Below are 16509 nucleotides of genomic sequence, written 5' to 3'. Positions count from 1 at the left end.
AAGGAGGTCCTATGATCTTTTTAGGTATCGATCTTGGCACATCATCGGTTAAAGTGATTGCCGTCAATGAAAACGGTCACCTTTTAGGAGAAGGCGCCGCGGAGTATCCCATCGCCTATCCGAAACCGGGCTGGGCTGAACAAAATCCTGCAGATTGGTGGCAAGGCACCCTTGAGGCCGTTCGAAAATTACTTCAAAATCCGTCGATTCAATCCGATGATATTGCAAGTATTGGCTTTAGTGGTCAAATGCACGGTCTTGTAGCACTGAATGAAGCAAACGAAGTCTTAACGCCGGCACTTTTGTGGTGTGATCAGAGAACACAAGCTGAATGTGACGAAATCACTGCACATTTTGGCTTATCTGGTCTTGCAGAAACCGTTTCAAATCAAGCGCTTACTGGATTTACAGCACCCAAACTGCTTTGGCTTAAAAAACATCAACCTGAAGTTTTCAGTCAGATTAAGCACATTTTATTGCCTAAGGATTACATTCGTTTTAAACTGACTGGCACGTATGCCACAGACTATTCAGATGCTTCCGGCATGCTCCTTTTAGATGTTCAAAATAAAACATGGTCAAAACCGCTCTGTGATTTTATCGGCATTACCTCTGATATGTTGCCTGAGCTCTATGAATCCTATGAAGTCACTGGGCTTGTCACTGACGAAGCTTTGGAACTATTGGGTCTATCCGGTATTTCTCATGAGATCCGCGTTGTTGGTGGTGCTGGAGATCAAGCAGCAGGTGCTGTTGGGACAGGTACAGTTAAAGAGGGCATCGTCTCTGTGACGCTTGGCACTTCTGGTGTGGTCTTTGCAGCTCATAATCAATTCGCCATGGATGATCAATTGAGGCTTCACGCGTTTTGTCATGCCAATGGGCACTATCATTCTATGGGGGTTATGCTTTCAGCTGCAAACTGTCTTAAATGGTGGACGGATACAGTTCATGCAGATATTCCATTTGAAACTCTGCTTGCTGAGGCAGAAGCCGTTCCGACAACAGATCAACACGTTCTTTTCCTGCCTTATCTGACTGGCGAGAGAACGCCCTATGCCAATCCAGATGCAAGAGGCACTTTTATCGGTATGACACCAACCACGACACGCGGTCATTTCACACGTGCCATCCTTGAAGGGGTTGCCTTTGGACTTAAAGATTCTCTTGAAATTTTAAGGGAAATTCAGGTGCCAATGGATGAGATCAGAGTTATTGGCGGCGGTTCCAAGAGCGACTTTTGGCTCAAAATCATCGCCACCATCTTTAACTTGTCTGTGCGCCGAATCAACACAGACCAAGGCGGGGCACTTGGAGCTGCTATACTGGCTGCTGTTGGTGTAGGTAGCTTTGAAAGTGTTGAAGACGCTTGCGAAAAAATTGTGAAGCCACTGGATGCAATAACACCAGAACAAACCGAAGTGGCATTCTATAGCGATCTATACAAGCGCTACCAAGGTCTTTACAAGGCACTTGAACCTTGGTTTTAAGTTAAATGTACGATTTTGGGTTAAATGTATGATTTCAAGTCAAACATAAACCCTTTATCTTCATGAATTTCTAAAACTATAAGGGTGTATCTACCCTAAAAGCTCAATCCGCAGGCAACGCCGAGGACTCTTGAGCTTTTAGGGTAGATACACCCTTTCTATGTGTTATTTATATCTTATTCACTGGCCAATCGGGTTTTTGACCGCTCAATACGGAATGAATGCCCATTGCAGCATGTAAGCCCACCAAGTCCATTGTCTCTAGAGTCAGTGTTGCACTGTGTGGTGTTATGATCACATTATCCAATTTTAATAAGGGATTATCTGGTTTTGGAGGCTCATCAATTAAAACGTCCATTGCAGCACCTGAAATAATTTTACCTTTAATGGCGTTGACTAAGTCCTGCTCTACGATTAAGCCACCTCTACCTGTATTGATTAAAAATGCTGTAGGCTTCATTTTGCGAAGCATGTCCTGATTGATAATACCCTTTGTATCTTCTGTACAAGGAATATGCAATGAGACGAAATCCGAATTTTCAAAGACTTCATCCATATTATCACACATCTTTATACCTTCAGGGACATCATTTTTAGGGCGCATAGAATCATAGGCAATCACGTTCATATTGAGCCCCAGTCTAGCCATTTTAGCCACATGAGCGCCAATTCTGCCAAGACCTACTAAGCCCAGTGTCTTTCCACCGATATTATAGGTAGGCACTTTGTTTCTGAGATGCCAATTGCCCTCTTGTACTGCTTTATCCAATGCTTTCATTTGATGTGCACACATAATTAGTAGCCCCAGAGTGTGCTCAGCTACAGAAAGTGCATTTGCTGTGGGCGTAAAAGTCACATAAATGCCCTTTTGTGTACAATAATCCACATCGATGTTATCTGTTCCAACACCAAATCTCCCGATCACTTTGAGCTTAGGTGCGGCATCGATAACGGCCTTTGGATATGGTCCTGTTCGAACCAGCAGTGCATCGGCATCCTTTACAATTTCTTTATAGACTTCCACATCTTCAACACCAGGTCCCACGATGACTTCATAACCCTTATCTCTTAGAAATTGTTTCCCTTTTTCTGTTATGTCCTGTGGAATTATGACTTTATACATATTCTAATCCTCCCAAAATGCTTCTACTTACAATATTTATACGTCAATTTACCAAATCGCTTGATGCCTTCGCTGATCTTTTCCAGAGTTGGTGCCGAATAATTGATTCTAAAGGATTTTCCGGGATTGTTACAATCGGTTGTAAAACCTCTTGAAGGTACAATGCCAAGGTTCATCTTCAATCCGTCTTCAAACATGGCCTCACAGTCCACATGATCTGGCATCGTAATCCAAACAAACATGCCGCCATTTGGATTTGTACGCTTACAATCCGGATGCATATATTTATCTAAACATGCCAGCATATGTTCATTTTTGGCCTTATAAATCTTCTGAACTTTTGCAATATGGCTTTCATAGTCATTGTCTTTTAAGAAGTTATAAACGATCAGCTGATTCAAAATAGCTGTCTGAGAATCCAAGAACCCCTTCGCAGCAGTTGCTTTTCCAATAAATGCACTTGGACCGAAGAGAAAACCTACTCTTAATCCAGCCGCCAAGGTCTTTGAGAAAGAACCTGCATAGACGACGATATTTTCTGTGTCAATACTCTTAAACGTGGGCTGCGGGTCTCCTCTGAAAATCAATTCTCCATACGGATCATCCTCATAAATAGGCATGTTGTACTTAACCGCTACTTCATAGAGTTTTTTTCTTCTTTCAAAGGGAATTGTAATTCCCATAGGATTGTGGAAATTAGGGATTAGATAGATAAACTTGGCATTTGGATTGGCCTTGATTTTTTCTTCAAGATCTGCTGGACTCATGCCATCACCATCCATTTTTACACCAACTAAGTTAGCACCACAGCCCTTAAAAGCATTGAGCGCACTGGTAAAGGAAAATTCGTCACAAATAACAGCGTCACCATCGTTGCACAGGACAAGCGGCATAATACTGAGTCCAGATTGCGATCCCGTTGTGACTATGACATCATTGCCTTCAAGGGTCATGTATTTCTTCTCCTTGAGCATTTGCAATATTTTTTCACGCAATGCAGGTACTCCAATTGTAGCACCATATTGGAGTGTTTCTATAGGGTTTTCTTTAAAAGCTTTTTGACTGGCTTGATTAAGCCCTTCCACTGGAAATCCATCGCTTGCAGGATTGCCGATTGCAAAGGATATAAAATCTGGATTGCCCACAGCCTTTTGAGATATTACGCGAATCAAAGATATTGCTGAATTATTTGCTCTTCTTGAAAATTCAAAATTCATATCTAATTCTCCTTTATATCTATTATAGTACAGGTTGGTTTTCAAGTATTTCTGTTTTTTTGATGGAAATGCCTGTATAAGCTAGAAAGATGGCTACAAAAGGGGTTATATAGTTAAAGGGCACATACAGAAAATATTCGCTGAAAGTGACTCCAAGTGTCGATGCAAAGAAGATCGAAGTCGTATGCCACGGCATTAGAGTGCCCCCCAGCACACCTGCATCTCCCAACGTTCGAGAAAGAATCTCAGGTGCAATGCCCCTTTCCTTAAAAATGGGTTCCATCAATTTACCCGTTAAAACCTGTCCAGTTGCCATCGTACAGGTTAAAGCTGTTGTAACATAGCCAACGATTAACGTAACGAATACCAAGCTTCCCGTCGAATTAATTCTTTTGGTAATGAGTTTCAAAATATTATTTAAAATGTCCAGATGTTCAAGCATTCCCCCAAGTCCGATTGCGAATAGAATCGTTACGGCAAGTCCCATCATGCTGGATATTCCCCCACGATTGAGTAACTTATCAATGAATATGACCCCCGAGTCAATTGAAAATCCCTTATACAAAATATTTAAGACATCCTTGAGCACATAGCCTTGATAGAAAATAGCAACCATTGCGCCTGCTACGCCTCCTATGGATATGCTTGGAAAGGCCGGCATCTTTTTGAGTAAAAGAACAACCACCAAAATGATCGGCAATAATGGCACAAAGCCAATTCTAAAGTTTTGAGCCAAGGCGTTGCCATAGTCAATAATTGTGGATTGATCAAAGGCCCCTTCAGAATACCTTAGACCTAAGATAGAAAATAGGATAAAGCTCAAAATATAAGGTGGAATAGCCGTCCATAACGACCCTCGGATATGTTTAAATAGATCTGCATTTGCCATTGCCGCCGCTAAATTAGGAGAGTCAGACAAAGGTGATAGCCGATCTCCGAATAAGGCGCCGCAGATAACCGCACCTGCAACCATTCCAGGTGGGAACCCCATAGCAGTGCCAATCCCCATCATTGCTATACCTCCAGATCCCGCAGACCCATATGAAGTGCCTGTTGCAAATGCCATAATGGTACAAATAAGCATTGTCGCAGGTAAGAATAGTTTGGGACTGAGCATTTTTAAGCCATAGTAAATGATGGTTGGAACAGTTCCCGAAGCAATCCATGCTCCAATCAGTAGCCCCACCGACAGAATGATCAATATGACGACAAATGCACCCCTAATGGCATCCAGAGCCCGCCTCTCCGCTTCAGCATAGTCCAACTTCTTCATCTTGCAGAAAGTGAATATAATGATCCAACTCAGGAGCAATGGCACCTGAAGGCCTGATCCCAATCTCACACTGACAACAATCAAAAGTACAATTAACCCAAACAGAATAAATGATTCTAATAAACTCGTCTTTAACTTCATATAAAATCCCCCCTATAACTTAGACTAATGATGCTGCCATTTCAGCATAACTTTGAATTTTTGTTCTGGATTGCCCATTGTCTTGAGTACTTTGATCGATTTCTAAGCATAAGCTGTACAACCCCGCATTTTCTGTAGCCTTAGAAATATAGGGATAATCATATTCCTCAACATCACAGAACCGCATAAGGCAAACGGCAATACAATCTGCATCCTGTTTTTTTGCCATATCCACAAGCATTTTCCCCCTAGATTGAGAATCTTCCTCATATGCCATGGAACACCCTTTTATGTTTAACCATTGTGAGGCAAGTCGTTCGAACGCCATCTCTCCAGCCGGATACGCTGTCCGATATTGTCTGGATTCCTGAGCAAGATCATCTCCAACAACTGCAATCTTGTTTTCTTCAAATAAGCTCAAAAGCGCTTCGGGCTCCGCTGTAATACCCGTGAGTATCAGTTTATGACCAGTCCACTTGTGTATCGGTTGAGCTTTTAATAAGGCTATGAGCTCTCCTACCAATTGAATGGTTTCTGAAACTTCTAAAAATGTGGCACTCTTCATAACATGATGCCGCACTGTTGGCGTGATAATATCAAGATGGTCATTAGCAACTTCATTGAAGGTTTGCATGACTGCATTTTTTCTATTATATAAATCTATCGCCGCATTCAATGAGGCATTGGTTACTTGAACACCTGATAGTGCCTCCAGCCGTTTTAGTACGCTCTTGTATTCTTCAATCATAAAATCAAGTGCGCCAGAGTCCAACCTATTTTGAGGATGAATAAAGGCAATTAAAGGTATTTCCTTGACACCAGCTCTCCAACTTGAGCTCATACCTCTAAAAGTATCACATAGCATTGGCATCATAACAGCACTCATGCCTTTGTAGACACCAGTCATCCCATACTCCAAACACGATCTCATGATAGAACAAGTAAATATAGGATTATATTTGCCAGCCACAGTTGGTGTGATCTGTCCACCCCAAATCCCCATGGGAATCATGCCAGAAGCAGTGATCAACGGTTGAGGGGTATATACCGGAAAACAGCCCACTATCTTCTTACCCTCTTCTAAATACACCTTCATTACAGCACTTGGCTTGTTTGCAACAAATGCGAATCGATCTAATAGGGTCTCTATCTTCTTCATTAGAGTTCAGCCTCCTTATTCGCCTTCATGATTTCCACAAGTCCTTGTAATCTCGTTTCAAATTGGGCTTCACTAAATACTCTCGTATCGGATTGATCCCCATCGAAATTAGTGGATGGGATTTTAGCCTTTTCTTCAATCATATCTCTACCAACAAAGATGTGAAATGTCATGAGTTTGCAACTTCTATTCACATGGCAAAGCATGCCTTCACAGCCGAATGCCTCAATGGACTTAGTTCTCATATCCATAATGCTGGATGTACTAAAACTGTTGGTAGATGAGCACTGATAGGCTTTAGCCATACCCTCTAAATCTCCGGGTTCGTAAGCGACATCCCATGCAGTTACATAACCATTCATAACACAGTTGACACCATATTTTCTAAGGGTTTTCAAATTGAAACCCAGATTGGGCCAGCATGCAATGCCCTCCCAATGCACGCGATAAGCTTCTGGAGTTGACCCATAGGTGGATGTGCCATTTTGAATATGTGCTTCAATTTCTCTTTTGAGCTGTTCAAAAATTCTGGTGGTTGATGCCTTCCCTCTACAGAGTACCAGACAAGACATGTAGTTAAACAAGTCAAATCCATTCATTGGGGAAGGCTTTCTAGCGTTTAATGCAACGATTTCATTAAAGAGCTTTCTGTTGATTTGAGATCTCTTCTGTACTTCTAAAAATTTATCCCAATCAAATTTCTTATTAAAAAGCACTTCCATTTTCTTAATATTATTTTCTAGCTGTTTTTTTAAATACTTGATTTTATGGGGTGCAGGCTCTTCTTCATCATAATTGTATAAGCAGTCCATAAAAAAAATCGGTATATTTAAATTTCTCGATAAATTCTCATACCATTTCATCAATTGAGTACAGCTGTTATTGGCAAGACATAAAAATGTAGGTACCGGCATTGCAGGTTCTACCTTTTCCCATCCTGGCTCAATGATTTTGTCAGCCATGCCTAGATTAAGCCTTGCATAAGAACAAATATTTATCGGGTACCTCATATGTCCTTCGGCATGCTCTATAAACGGTTCCCCTAGCTTCTTAGCAGAAATGGAAGCGGCGTTGTTCTCAGGATATACCAATGGCACACCAAAGGTTTCACAGAGTTCCTGAGGGAATATAGCCGTTGACCATCCTATGGGCTCGCCTTTTTCTGAAGCTGCCCATGCCTCTGCATAAACTTGTGCAGTTTGTTCATTAACCATAATCCGAGACAGTGGCAATTCTCGTTTTGGTTTAACCTCTTTTACTTCACTCACCTATCCAACTCCTCTCTAACTCACTTCAAATTGTTGCTCTCGTCAGTGACCTTATTCAATAGCTTTATTTAATGAGTCTATTCATTGACTTCATTCAGCGACTTTATTCAGCCATTCCATTCAATGGTCTTATTTCTGTCCAATCTCTTCCAAGGCAAACAAGGCCGCACCCAATGCCCCAGAAAATTGGCAATCTTCATGGACAATGATTTCAAGCTTAAGTGCTTCGCTTAGGGCTTTAACCACACCTTTATTAAGTGCCACGCCACCACTTAAAGCAACCTCTTTTACAATGCCATTTCTGTAGACCAATGACGAAACCCTTTTGGCAACAGACTGGTGAATCCCTGCAATTAGATTTTCAACGCTCACATTCTTTGAGAGCTGAGATATCACTTCAGATTCTGCAAACACTGTGCAAGTATTGCTAATGTTTACAACTTCAGTGGCGTGCTCTGAAAGGGCCCCAAGCTCATGCGTTTTAACATTTAAGACCTTAGCCATATTATCTAGGAATCGACCCGTACCCGCGGCACATTTATCATTCATAACAAAATTAGTAATCATACCCTTATCATTTAAAAGAATCGCTTTGACGTCTTGTCCTCCAATGTCAATAATTGTTCGAACATCAGGTGACAAATAAAGTACCCCTTTGGCATGACAGCTGATCTCACTCTTTTGACTATCGGCATCATCAAATACAAATCTGCCATATCCCGTGACAAGAATTCTCTTAAGTTCACTTTTTTCAAGTTTACTTTCTGACAGAATTTTTTCATAGACCTGCTTTGGGCCAATTGCACCAGTACCGTGTGACACAACGGCCTTGGCATATATCTTTTTATCCATTGTCATCGCAACGGCTTTACTTGCGGTAGAGCCAATATCAATTCCCAAAACATACATTAGGCAATCCTCCAATACTCTTTGCGCTGTATAAGCAACTTTTTATATAACGCCCTCTTGCTGAAGTACTTCGACCTCAGAATCTGAGAGACCCAATCTTTCTTTTAAGATTTCATCGGTAAATTTTCCTATAGGTGCTCCAGCCCACTTGATTTCTCCTGGCGTAGCAGACATTTTAGGCGTTGCATTTTGCATTTTGAGCGTTCCAAAGTTTTCCGTGGCCACATCGACAATGGCATCTCTTGCCTTAAAATGTGGGTCCTTTAATATATCTTCAACATTGTATACTTTTGCACAAGGAATTTCTGAACCAAATTTTTCAAGACACTCATCTGCTGTATGTTGTTTGATCCACGCCTCTGCAATCTGATTAATTTCTTCACGATTGCACTGTCTGCCCTCTGGCGTATTGTATTTGTCATCTTCAATCATATCCGTTCTGCCCACTATCTCTGCCCATTTGTGAAAAAGCTTATCCCCAGAGACGGATAAAACGATCCATTTGTCATCCGCTGTTAAAAAATGGCCTGAAGGAATGGTGACAAAGGTCCCATTACCAATTCTGGTTCGAATACTGCCATCATAACTGTATTCGGCAATAATGGATTCTTGAAGTCTTAAAACGGACTCCGTTAAACAGCAATCTACTCTCTGTCCTCTGCCACTGCCTACAACATCTCTATTATAGATTGCAAACATAGCGCCAACACAAGCAAACAAAGCCGTATAAAAATCTGCTGCTGAAATACCCGGTTTAATAGGTGCTCCATCTGCTTCTCCTGTGACCTCAAGGAAGCCCCCAAGCGCAAGACCGATTCTATCAAATCCAGGTTTTTTCGCATTTGGCCCTGTCTGTCCATAACCTGATGAACAAACGTATACCAATCTTGGATTGATCTCCTGAAGCCTCTCCCAAGTAAAGCCCATGCGTTCAAATACGCCTGGTCTAAAATTCTCGATGAGAATATCGGCGTCCTTCAAAAGCTCGATGAGAAGCGTCTTGCCTCTTTCACTTTTCAAATTTAAGGTGATATTCTTTTTATTTCTACCTTCAACACAATACCAGAGGTCTTTAATTCTTCCCATATTTCGAATTAAATCCCCTTGTACAGGCGGTTCAACTTTAATGACCTCTGCACCAAAGTCCGCCATCATTGTGCCACACCAAGGTCCAGCCAAGATATTCCCGACCTCCACTACTTTAAGTCCTTCCAAAGCTTGTTTAGCCATTTTATTAATCCTTTCATCAAATTAAATTTCACGATAACATGCGACGCTATAGCTTCCAATTTAATCTATGTTCAGATTTAGAGCATGCTTCTCTTTTTATAGAGCATAACCCATTCACCCCTTTGGACGACCTCATCCTTTTGGTTTAATACCGTTCTTCTAAAAACCACTTTGCCGTTTTTACTCTCTGGCTTACTGTCCAGCTTTTCCACGAGTTCCACCAGCACTCTTATGGTGTCTCCAATGAGAACAGGCTTTAGGAACTTCCAAGAACGAATTTCAACAAATGCCGTCAATGCATCCATAACGGATAAATTATAGGCGGTTCTTGTGAAGAGACCAGAAGCAATGACATAGGGCAACATACCATGTGCAATGCGTTCTCCTGCAATTGACTGCCTTGCAAATTCTGCATCTGTATGCAGCGTATTGTAATCTCCTGAAAGACCTGCAAAATTCACAATATCTGCCTCTGTAATCGTGCGTCCAACAGAAATTACCTGATCCCCTATTTGCATATCTTCAAAGTATTTTTTTTCCAAGAACTTATCTGACATACGGATCACCTCCCTTTCTATACGATTTATTTACATTAGACTTTTACGTTTGATCATACAAGCATGCTGTTGATTACTTACACATTATCTGAATATTCAGTCAAAGTATATTACATAAAAAATTCTCTATTGTTAATTAAAATATTAATAAATCCCATAGACCTAAATGCTCTACTGTTATTGTTCATTTAGAAATTAACGGTTATGGCGTCAAATGATAACGATGACAAAATGAGATTGCCTTTAGAATCGGCTGTGAATATGCTATATTAAAAAAAGCGGCCTCCGCTAAGCATCCAGAGACAAACATGGAGGCTCTACCTTAAGAAAATCTATAACCTTGAAAGGACTCTAAAATTATGGGGAACCACACTTTGACAACTTGGGATCATGCCTATCGCGTCATCTCTATTGCTTTTGCAATTCTCTATTTAATAAACTGTTTCGTTAACAATCCGATCTTGTCTTACATAACCTGTATTCTTTTAATACTCATTCTGTGCAAATCCATTCCCACGCTCCCTAAGACAAGCCTCTTATCCGTTGGAGGCCTTTTAGGCATTGGCATGGCACTCTTGTGGGGCGCCAATGCACCGCTCCAGATCTGGATAAAAGCCATTACACAAAGTGCCAATCTCGTCACGCTGTTTATCTGTACGCCTATGATCTCAATACCATTCTATTATGACCGCTACCAAGATGAACTGGTTTCCATCGTCAAGAGTAGGATCTCCAATCCCATCACGTTCTGTGCCTTGGTCTTTTTTTGCACACATATCCTTGGGGTTATCTTAAGCATAGGTGCCATAACCATCATATACGATTTAATGATTCCACTTGCACGTCTATACAAAGCCGAAGATGCTTTTTTGGGAACAGTGCTCTGTGCTTATTGCGCCTCTGGATTTTGGTCCCCTGCTTGGGCATCCATGCTAACCGTTACTACTGCAACTCATATACCGTGGATTCAACTCATTCCTATTGGCATCGTCTTCTCTTTGATCTATGCCGCCATTGCACTCGCATTATTGGCCCTCAAATCAAGGTCCAAATCACATGTGTTTCATCCGCTTGTGCTCGACAAAACGCTTATCGTTGATTGGAAAAAGATTAGAATTATGTTGACATTGACCGTTTCACTCATTCTATCAATCATCCTAATGAATCTGTTTACGGATTGGAATCTCTTGATGATCATCTCAATCATTGCCGTGCTCTTTCCAATCGCTTGTGCTCTAATTCAAAGATATGCAAAAGCATACAAACAAGGCATGAAAACATACTACAAGGTCTCTCTCAACAGAATTCATGGACAGGTTTCTATGTTCACTGCTGCTGGTTTTCTGGGCATAGCACTACAAAATTACGGCATTAATGATCTGGTTAAAACACTTACACCTCACTGGTTAACGGCATATCCCATCTGGATGTGCATGGCCATCATACTGGCCATTATATTACCCTCGCTCATTGGGATTCACGCGGTTGTAACCGGGACTGCTATTGCCACGATCATTGTTCCTTCCGCAATTGGGCTTTCCGTCTTTACCTTCGCCCTCACCGTTATCACAGGCTGGTTGTTGGCAATTATGCTTTCACCCTTTTCAGCAACCTCTTTATTGGGTGCTAATTATTCTGGAAAAACCTCTTTTGAAGTCTCTCTTGGCTTAAACGGTATATTTGGCTTTATAATCGTCTTGGTTTTCAGTGTGCTCATAGGCACTTTAAATACATGCTTCTCAATATTTTAGCGTGTCAAACGTTCTGCCAATCTGGTGAACATAGTCTCACAACAAAAAAAAGAACTGTAATAGATCAAATGTAATCTGTTACAGTTCTTTTTTTTAAGCATTTGATTTCTTCCAGCTTAAAGGCAGAAGTTTTCAATTTGCTCTAATTCGTTGGATAAAAACGTGTTCATCAAAACAAGATTTTGACGGACAATGATCAAAACAACACGATTTGAGCCAAAAGATTTTCTCTTAGACATCCACTGGGAAAATCGTCAGCGAAAATCGTTTTGAGACATCGAGGGATAGCTCAAATGTTGTTGGGGTATAATATATTATGCTCTTTATGGTAATCGATCATATAATCTCGAAAAATTAATGCTGCATTTGATAATTTTCTTCCTTTTTTCCAAAATATGGTTTGCGTTCTCACATTTGCAGGTGAGTCTATCTCAATAAAAGAAAAACCTTTCAGAATTGCAGCCTGAATGCCCGTTATGGTGGAAATGGTAATCCCATACCCCTTTTCAATCATCTGTGATCGCAGAGGATAATCGCTTTCTGATACAATCTTCGGTTTAAACCCTGCCAGTTCAAACATTTCATCAAAATAGCGTCTGGAAGAATAGCCTTTGGTCAGGGCTACAAACGGTTCATCTTTTGCTTCAATTAGTGAAATATGCTTCTTTTGGGCAAAGGGATGCTCAGGATTCACCACCAACACGGGTCTATCATCTGGAATGATTACGATATGCTCCCATTCGTTCCTCGGTAAATCTCGAAGATCGGTAATGATAAAATCAAATTGATTGTTATAGTTAGCGTCCTGAAGCTTATCCAGTTTTAAAGCGGCATGACTGATATTGATCTCTGGATGAATATAAAAAAATGACGCCATAGAATCTGTCCAAAGTGTCAATGCAGACACTGCAACATTCACGCTATTCTTGTCTTCAGAATTGTTCTTCTTCAGTTCCAAACACGTATTTTCAAGAGTTGAAAGAACCGAGTCAACACATTTGTAAAATATTTTTCCATTCTCATTAAGCTTAATATTTCTCCCCACTCGATCAAAAAGAGGGACGCCAATTTCTTCCTCTAGTCGTGCAACTACGGCACTTAAAGCAGGCGGCGAAATATAAAGTGCTTTAGCTGTATTCGTCAGATGTTCGTTCTCTGCCAAAGCTTTAAAATAGCAAAGTTGAAGCATTTTCATAATATCATCCCCCAATTCAAATAATGCCAAAATCTAATTCATTATTTTGTTAAATAATTATCTTAATCATAGTTAAAACTCTATTCAATGTCAATATCATTAGCTTTTTAGTTAATAATACCGCTTTTATTATGTAATTTTTATTCTGAACAATCCCGAATATAATAAAGCCATGAAAACATGCGACGGCTTCTAAAATTATCATGAAAAAACGATGAGATTGTGAGGCGAAAATTATGAAACTTAAAAACAAAATTGCCATAGTGACCGGTGCTGCATCCGGTATCGGCTATGCAACTGCAAAAGTATTTTTAGAAGAAGGTGCCATTGTCAACATCTGTGATATTCATTCTGAGAAAGTTAAAACAACAACTGAAATGTTATCTCAATTCGGGACATGCCGAGGTTATTCAGTGGATATCTCCAACAAAAACCAAATTTTAACGATGGTTGAACAAGTTAAAAATGAGTTTGGAAGAATTGACATTTTAATCAACAATGCTGGCATCACTTCAGATGCACAATTTTATAAAATGTCCGACGATCAATTTGAAAAAGTGCTCGACGTTAACCTCAAAGGCACCTATTTCTTCTCAAAAGCAGTTTTGCCTTCTATGATGACACAACAATATGGGAAAATAGTGCACACTTCTTCCGTCTCTGCTTACAATGGGAACTTTGGTCAAGCCAACTATGCTGCCACAAAGGCCGCTATAATGGGCATGACCCGTGTTATGGCTAAAGAGTTGGGTAAATATGGCATCACAGTCAATGCCATTGCACCGGGATCTATCATGACAGATATGTACAAAGCAGTTCCCGAAGAAATCAAGCAAAAAAAATTGGCTTCAATCCCACTCAGAAGATATGGCACCCCTGAAGAAGCTGGTAAGCTTCTGGTATTTTTAGCCTCTGACGAATCCAGCTATATCACGGCACAAACCATCACCATTGATGGTGGCTTTAACTAAATCTAAACTAAATCTAATATGAACACAATATACTTTGATAAGGATGTGACTATATGAAAGATATCGTCGTAGTATCCGCGGTAAGAACCCCTATTGGCAGTATCGGTGGTACTTTTAAAGAGATATTGCCTGAAGCACTTTTAGAGTACGCAATGCTTGGTGCTATAAATCGGATTGGATTAGATGTGAACTTAATTGATGAAGTTATAGCAGGGCAGGCAAAGCAAACAACAGACGCCCCAAACATAGCAAGAGTATCAGCCTTAGCGGCTAGAATTCCAGAAATAACACCGGCTTATACGGTCCATCGTCAATGTGCATCGGGTATGCAAGCTATCCTCAACGGCTACCAGCAAATACTTTGTGGCGACTCAGAGATCATACTCTGCGGTGGCGTGGAAAGCATGAGCACAGCACCCTTTTATGTCAGAAATGCCCGATTCGGCGTTGGCAATGGCACAACCACATTTGTAGATCCAAATACTGAAAGCCAACCCAAAAGTCAGCCTAAAGACATCTATGGTGAATTTAATATGATTCAAACTGCAGATAATGTGGCAAGGCAATACGGGATCAGCCGTGAGGCACAAGATGAATTTGCCTTTTCAAGTCAATTGAAAGCAATTTCAGCTATAGATAGTGGCCGATTTGAAGATGAAATTATTCCTGTGGAGATACCTCAAAGAAAAGGAGAACCTCTTCTCTTTAATACAGATGAGTATCCAAGGAGAAACACCAGTATAGAAAAATTAGCGCGTCTAAAGCCTATCTTTAAAGAAGGGTTTGTCACTGCTGGAAATGCCTCTGGTCGAAATGATGGTGCTTCCGCCCTCATTCTTATGACTGCTGATAAGGCAAAAGCATTAGGTCTTAAACCCCTTGCTAAAATTATAGGAGGCACTGCAGCAGGGGTAGATCCGCGGATCATGGGGATGGGCCCTGTAGCGGCAACGCATAAGCTTCTAAAAAAACTTGCTCTATCCTTGGATGATTTTGATCTTTTTGAAATCAACGAAGCATTTGCCTCACAATCTGTGGCATGCATAAAAGCACTTGAAATAAATCCAGATATTGTAAACGTTAACGGTGGCGCTATTGCCCTAGGACATCCACTGGGATGCTCGGGAGCGAGAATAACGTCAACCTTGCTTCATGAAATGCAAAAAAGAGATCTCCGTTATGGTATGGCTTCCATTTGCATTGCAGGAGGGCTCGGAATGGCTATGGCCTTTGAAAAAGCTGACTGATGCGTTTCCCATTTGAGTGAGTCTCAACAATTCAATCGTCCTAAAACAACAAGGGTGTATCTACCCTAAAAGCTCAATCCACAGGCAACGCCGGGGACTCTTGAGCTTTTAGGGTAGATACACCCTTCATGAGTTAAAAAATACTATACTTTTTTCAAGTAGAACCTACTGGCCTATATCTTGTTAAGTTGCTTATAGAGCAGTGTAAATACGACCATTGAAATAACCATTTCCGGTACAAGATAGGATGCATTGTATTCCACCGAGTAAAGTGCTGGCGACATCCCGTCTGGGGCAAACGTCGCAAAGAAAATCACACCGGATAGGAAATGGGCTATGAATCTACCCAAAATGGCAACGATCACACCCAAGAATATCCTTTTAATATCTTTGCTCTTGTGGGCCACAAAGCCCATGATGCCAAGTACGCCAAACGCAATTGGATAGTCTAATAAAACTGAGATCGGGTGTGCTGCGAAAGGTTCTATCATAAATTGAATAATACCATAGACAGCACCTGCTAAAATACCTTGCGCGCCACCCCACCTATAAGCATAGATTAGAATCGGCACCATACTACCCGCCGTTACGGAGCCGCCATAAGGCATTTCCCAAACTTTTATGAAGCTCAAAACAGTGGCAATGGCAATCATCATTGCCCCTTCCACGAGCATTTTTACTTTGACACTTGAATTTCTTTCCATAATACAGCCTCCATTTCCGACTCAAAATGGTGGAACAAAACAAATAATAAAAAAGACCCTACGCAGATAAGCGTATGGTCTAAAACTCGTTTTTCCACACTTTCCTCCGCTAGTTTTATCTAGTTCAGGTTCAAAGGGTTACGTATCAAACGACGCTCTCAGCCAAAGGCACCCCTAGGTGAATCTTTATATTTTATTTTTACTCTCACAGTTTATCATAGAATCGTGAAAGATTCAAATTCTATTTCACAAATGATATTGTATTAAAATAGCA

The 16509-nt window shown here is 40.8% G+C and carries 14 protein-coding genes and 1 riboswitch; of the genes, 4 read left to right on the top strand and 10 right to left on the bottom strand.

The annotated features are described in order from the left end of the window. Positions 1–11: 11 nt before the first annotated feature. A complete protein-coding gene (xylB, locus tag ISU02_RS18335) occupies positions 12–1490 on the top strand; it encodes a xylulokinase (RefSeq protein ID WP_194703298.1) in 1479 nt (492 codons plus the stop codon). Between the two features lie 169 nt (positions 1491–1659). On the opposite strand, the gene ISU02_RS18330 is transcribed toward xylB, so the two are convergent. From ISU02_RS18330 to ISU02_RS18295, 8 genes are all read right to left on the bottom strand, one after another. Further along, positions 1660–2613, bottom strand: coding sequence for a hydroxyacid dehydrogenase (locus ISU02_RS18330; RefSeq protein ID WP_194703297.1), 954 nt, complete (start codon positions 2611–2613; stop codon positions 1660–1662). A 23-nt stretch (positions 2614–2636) separates the two neighbouring features. Next, positions 2637–3830 carry an aminotransferase-like domain-containing protein gene (locus ISU02_RS18325; protein WP_194703296.1) on the bottom strand — a complete coding sequence of 398 codons (1194 nt, stop codon included), beginning with the start codon at positions 3828–3830 and terminating at the stop codon, positions 2637–2639. A gap of 22 nt (positions 3831–3852) precedes the next feature. Continuing rightward, positions 3853–5244, bottom strand: coding sequence for a Na+/H+ antiporter NhaC (gene nhaC, locus ISU02_RS18320; protein ID WP_194703295.1), 1392 nt, complete (start codon positions 5242–5244; stop codon positions 3853–3855). A 19-nt stretch (positions 5245–5263) separates the two neighbouring features. Beyond that, a complete protein-coding gene (locus ISU02_RS18315; protein WP_194703294.1) occupies positions 5264–6403 on the bottom strand; it encodes a 2-hydroxyacyl-CoA dehydratase subunit D in 1140 nt (379 codons plus the stop codon). Next, positions 6403–7671, bottom strand: coding sequence for a 2-hydroxyacyl-CoA dehydratase subunit D (locus ISU02_RS18310; RefSeq protein WP_194703293.1), 1269 nt, complete (start codon positions 7669–7671; stop codon positions 6403–6405). The genes ISU02_RS18315 and ISU02_RS18310 overlap by 1 nt, the downstream gene beginning before the upstream one ends. A gap of 129 nt (positions 7672–7800) precedes the next feature. Next, on the bottom strand, positions 7801–8580 hold the full coding sequence (locus ISU02_RS18305; protein WP_194703292.1) for an acyl-CoA dehydratase activase: 780 nt from the start codon (positions 8578–8580) through the stop codon (positions 7801–7803). A 42-nt stretch (positions 8581–8622) separates the two neighbouring features. Next, positions 8623–9810, bottom strand: coding sequence for a CaiB/BaiF CoA transferase family protein (locus ISU02_RS18300; protein ID WP_194703291.1), 1188 nt, complete (start codon positions 9808–9810; stop codon positions 8623–8625). Positions 9811–9887: 77 nt separating this feature from the next. Next, positions 9888–10367 (bottom strand): MaoC/PaaZ C-terminal domain-containing protein, encoded by a 480-nt coding sequence (locus tag ISU02_RS18295; RefSeq protein WP_194703290.1) that lies wholly within the window; start codon positions 10365–10367, stop codon positions 9888–9890. A 359-nt stretch (positions 10368–10726) separates the two neighbouring features. Here ISU02_RS18295 and ISU02_RS18290 point away from each other — a divergent pair, with 359 nt between their 5' ends. Beyond that, on the top strand, positions 10727–12118 hold the full coding sequence (locus tag ISU02_RS18290) for a hypothetical protein (RefSeq protein ID WP_207736411.1): 1392 nt from the start codon (positions 10727–10729) through the stop codon (positions 12116–12118). A gap of 289 nt (positions 12119–12407) precedes the next feature. On the opposite strand, the gene ISU02_RS18285 is transcribed toward ISU02_RS18290, so the two are convergent. Beyond that, positions 12408–13313, bottom strand: coding sequence for a LysR family transcriptional regulator (locus ISU02_RS18285; RefSeq protein WP_194703288.1), 906 nt, complete (start codon positions 13311–13313; stop codon positions 12408–12410). Positions 13314–13549: 236 nt separating this feature from the next. Here ISU02_RS18285 and ISU02_RS18280 point away from each other — a divergent pair, with 236 nt between their 5' ends. Both ISU02_RS18280 and ISU02_RS18275 read left to right on the top strand, forming a co-directional pair. Beyond that, the gene (locus ISU02_RS18280; protein WP_194703287.1) at positions 13550–14284 is read left to right on the top strand and encodes an SDR family NAD(P)-dependent oxidoreductase; all 735 of its coding nucleotides are present in this window, start codon (positions 13550–13552) and stop codon (positions 14282–14284) included. 53 nt (positions 14285–14337) lie between these two features. Continuing rightward, positions 14338–15531, top strand: coding sequence for a thiolase family protein (locus ISU02_RS18275; protein ID WP_194703286.1), 1194 nt, complete (start codon positions 14338–14340; stop codon positions 15529–15531). Positions 15532–15704: 173 nt separating this feature from the next. Here the strand turns inward: ISU02_RS18275 and thiT are convergent, their stop codons facing one another. Beyond that, positions 15705–16235, bottom strand: a complete 531-nt coding sequence (gene thiT, locus ISU02_RS18270) for an energy-coupled thiamine transporter ThiT (protein ID WP_194703285.1) — start codon at positions 16233–16235, stop codon at positions 15705–15707. Positions 16236–16318: 83 nt separating this feature from the next. Continuing rightward, a riboswitch (TPP riboswitch) is annotated at positions 16319–16421 on the bottom strand. Positions 16422–16509 lie beyond the last annotated feature (88 nt).

Source organism: Fusibacter ferrireducens, from assembly GCF_015352425.1.
GTDB classification, from domain to species: Bacteria; Bacillota; Clostridia; order Peptostreptococcales; family Acidaminobacteraceae; genus Fusibacter_A; species Fusibacter_A ferrireducens.
Note: the sequence above shows the minus strand (reverse complement) of the source record. Positions and strands in the feature narration are given on the sequence as shown.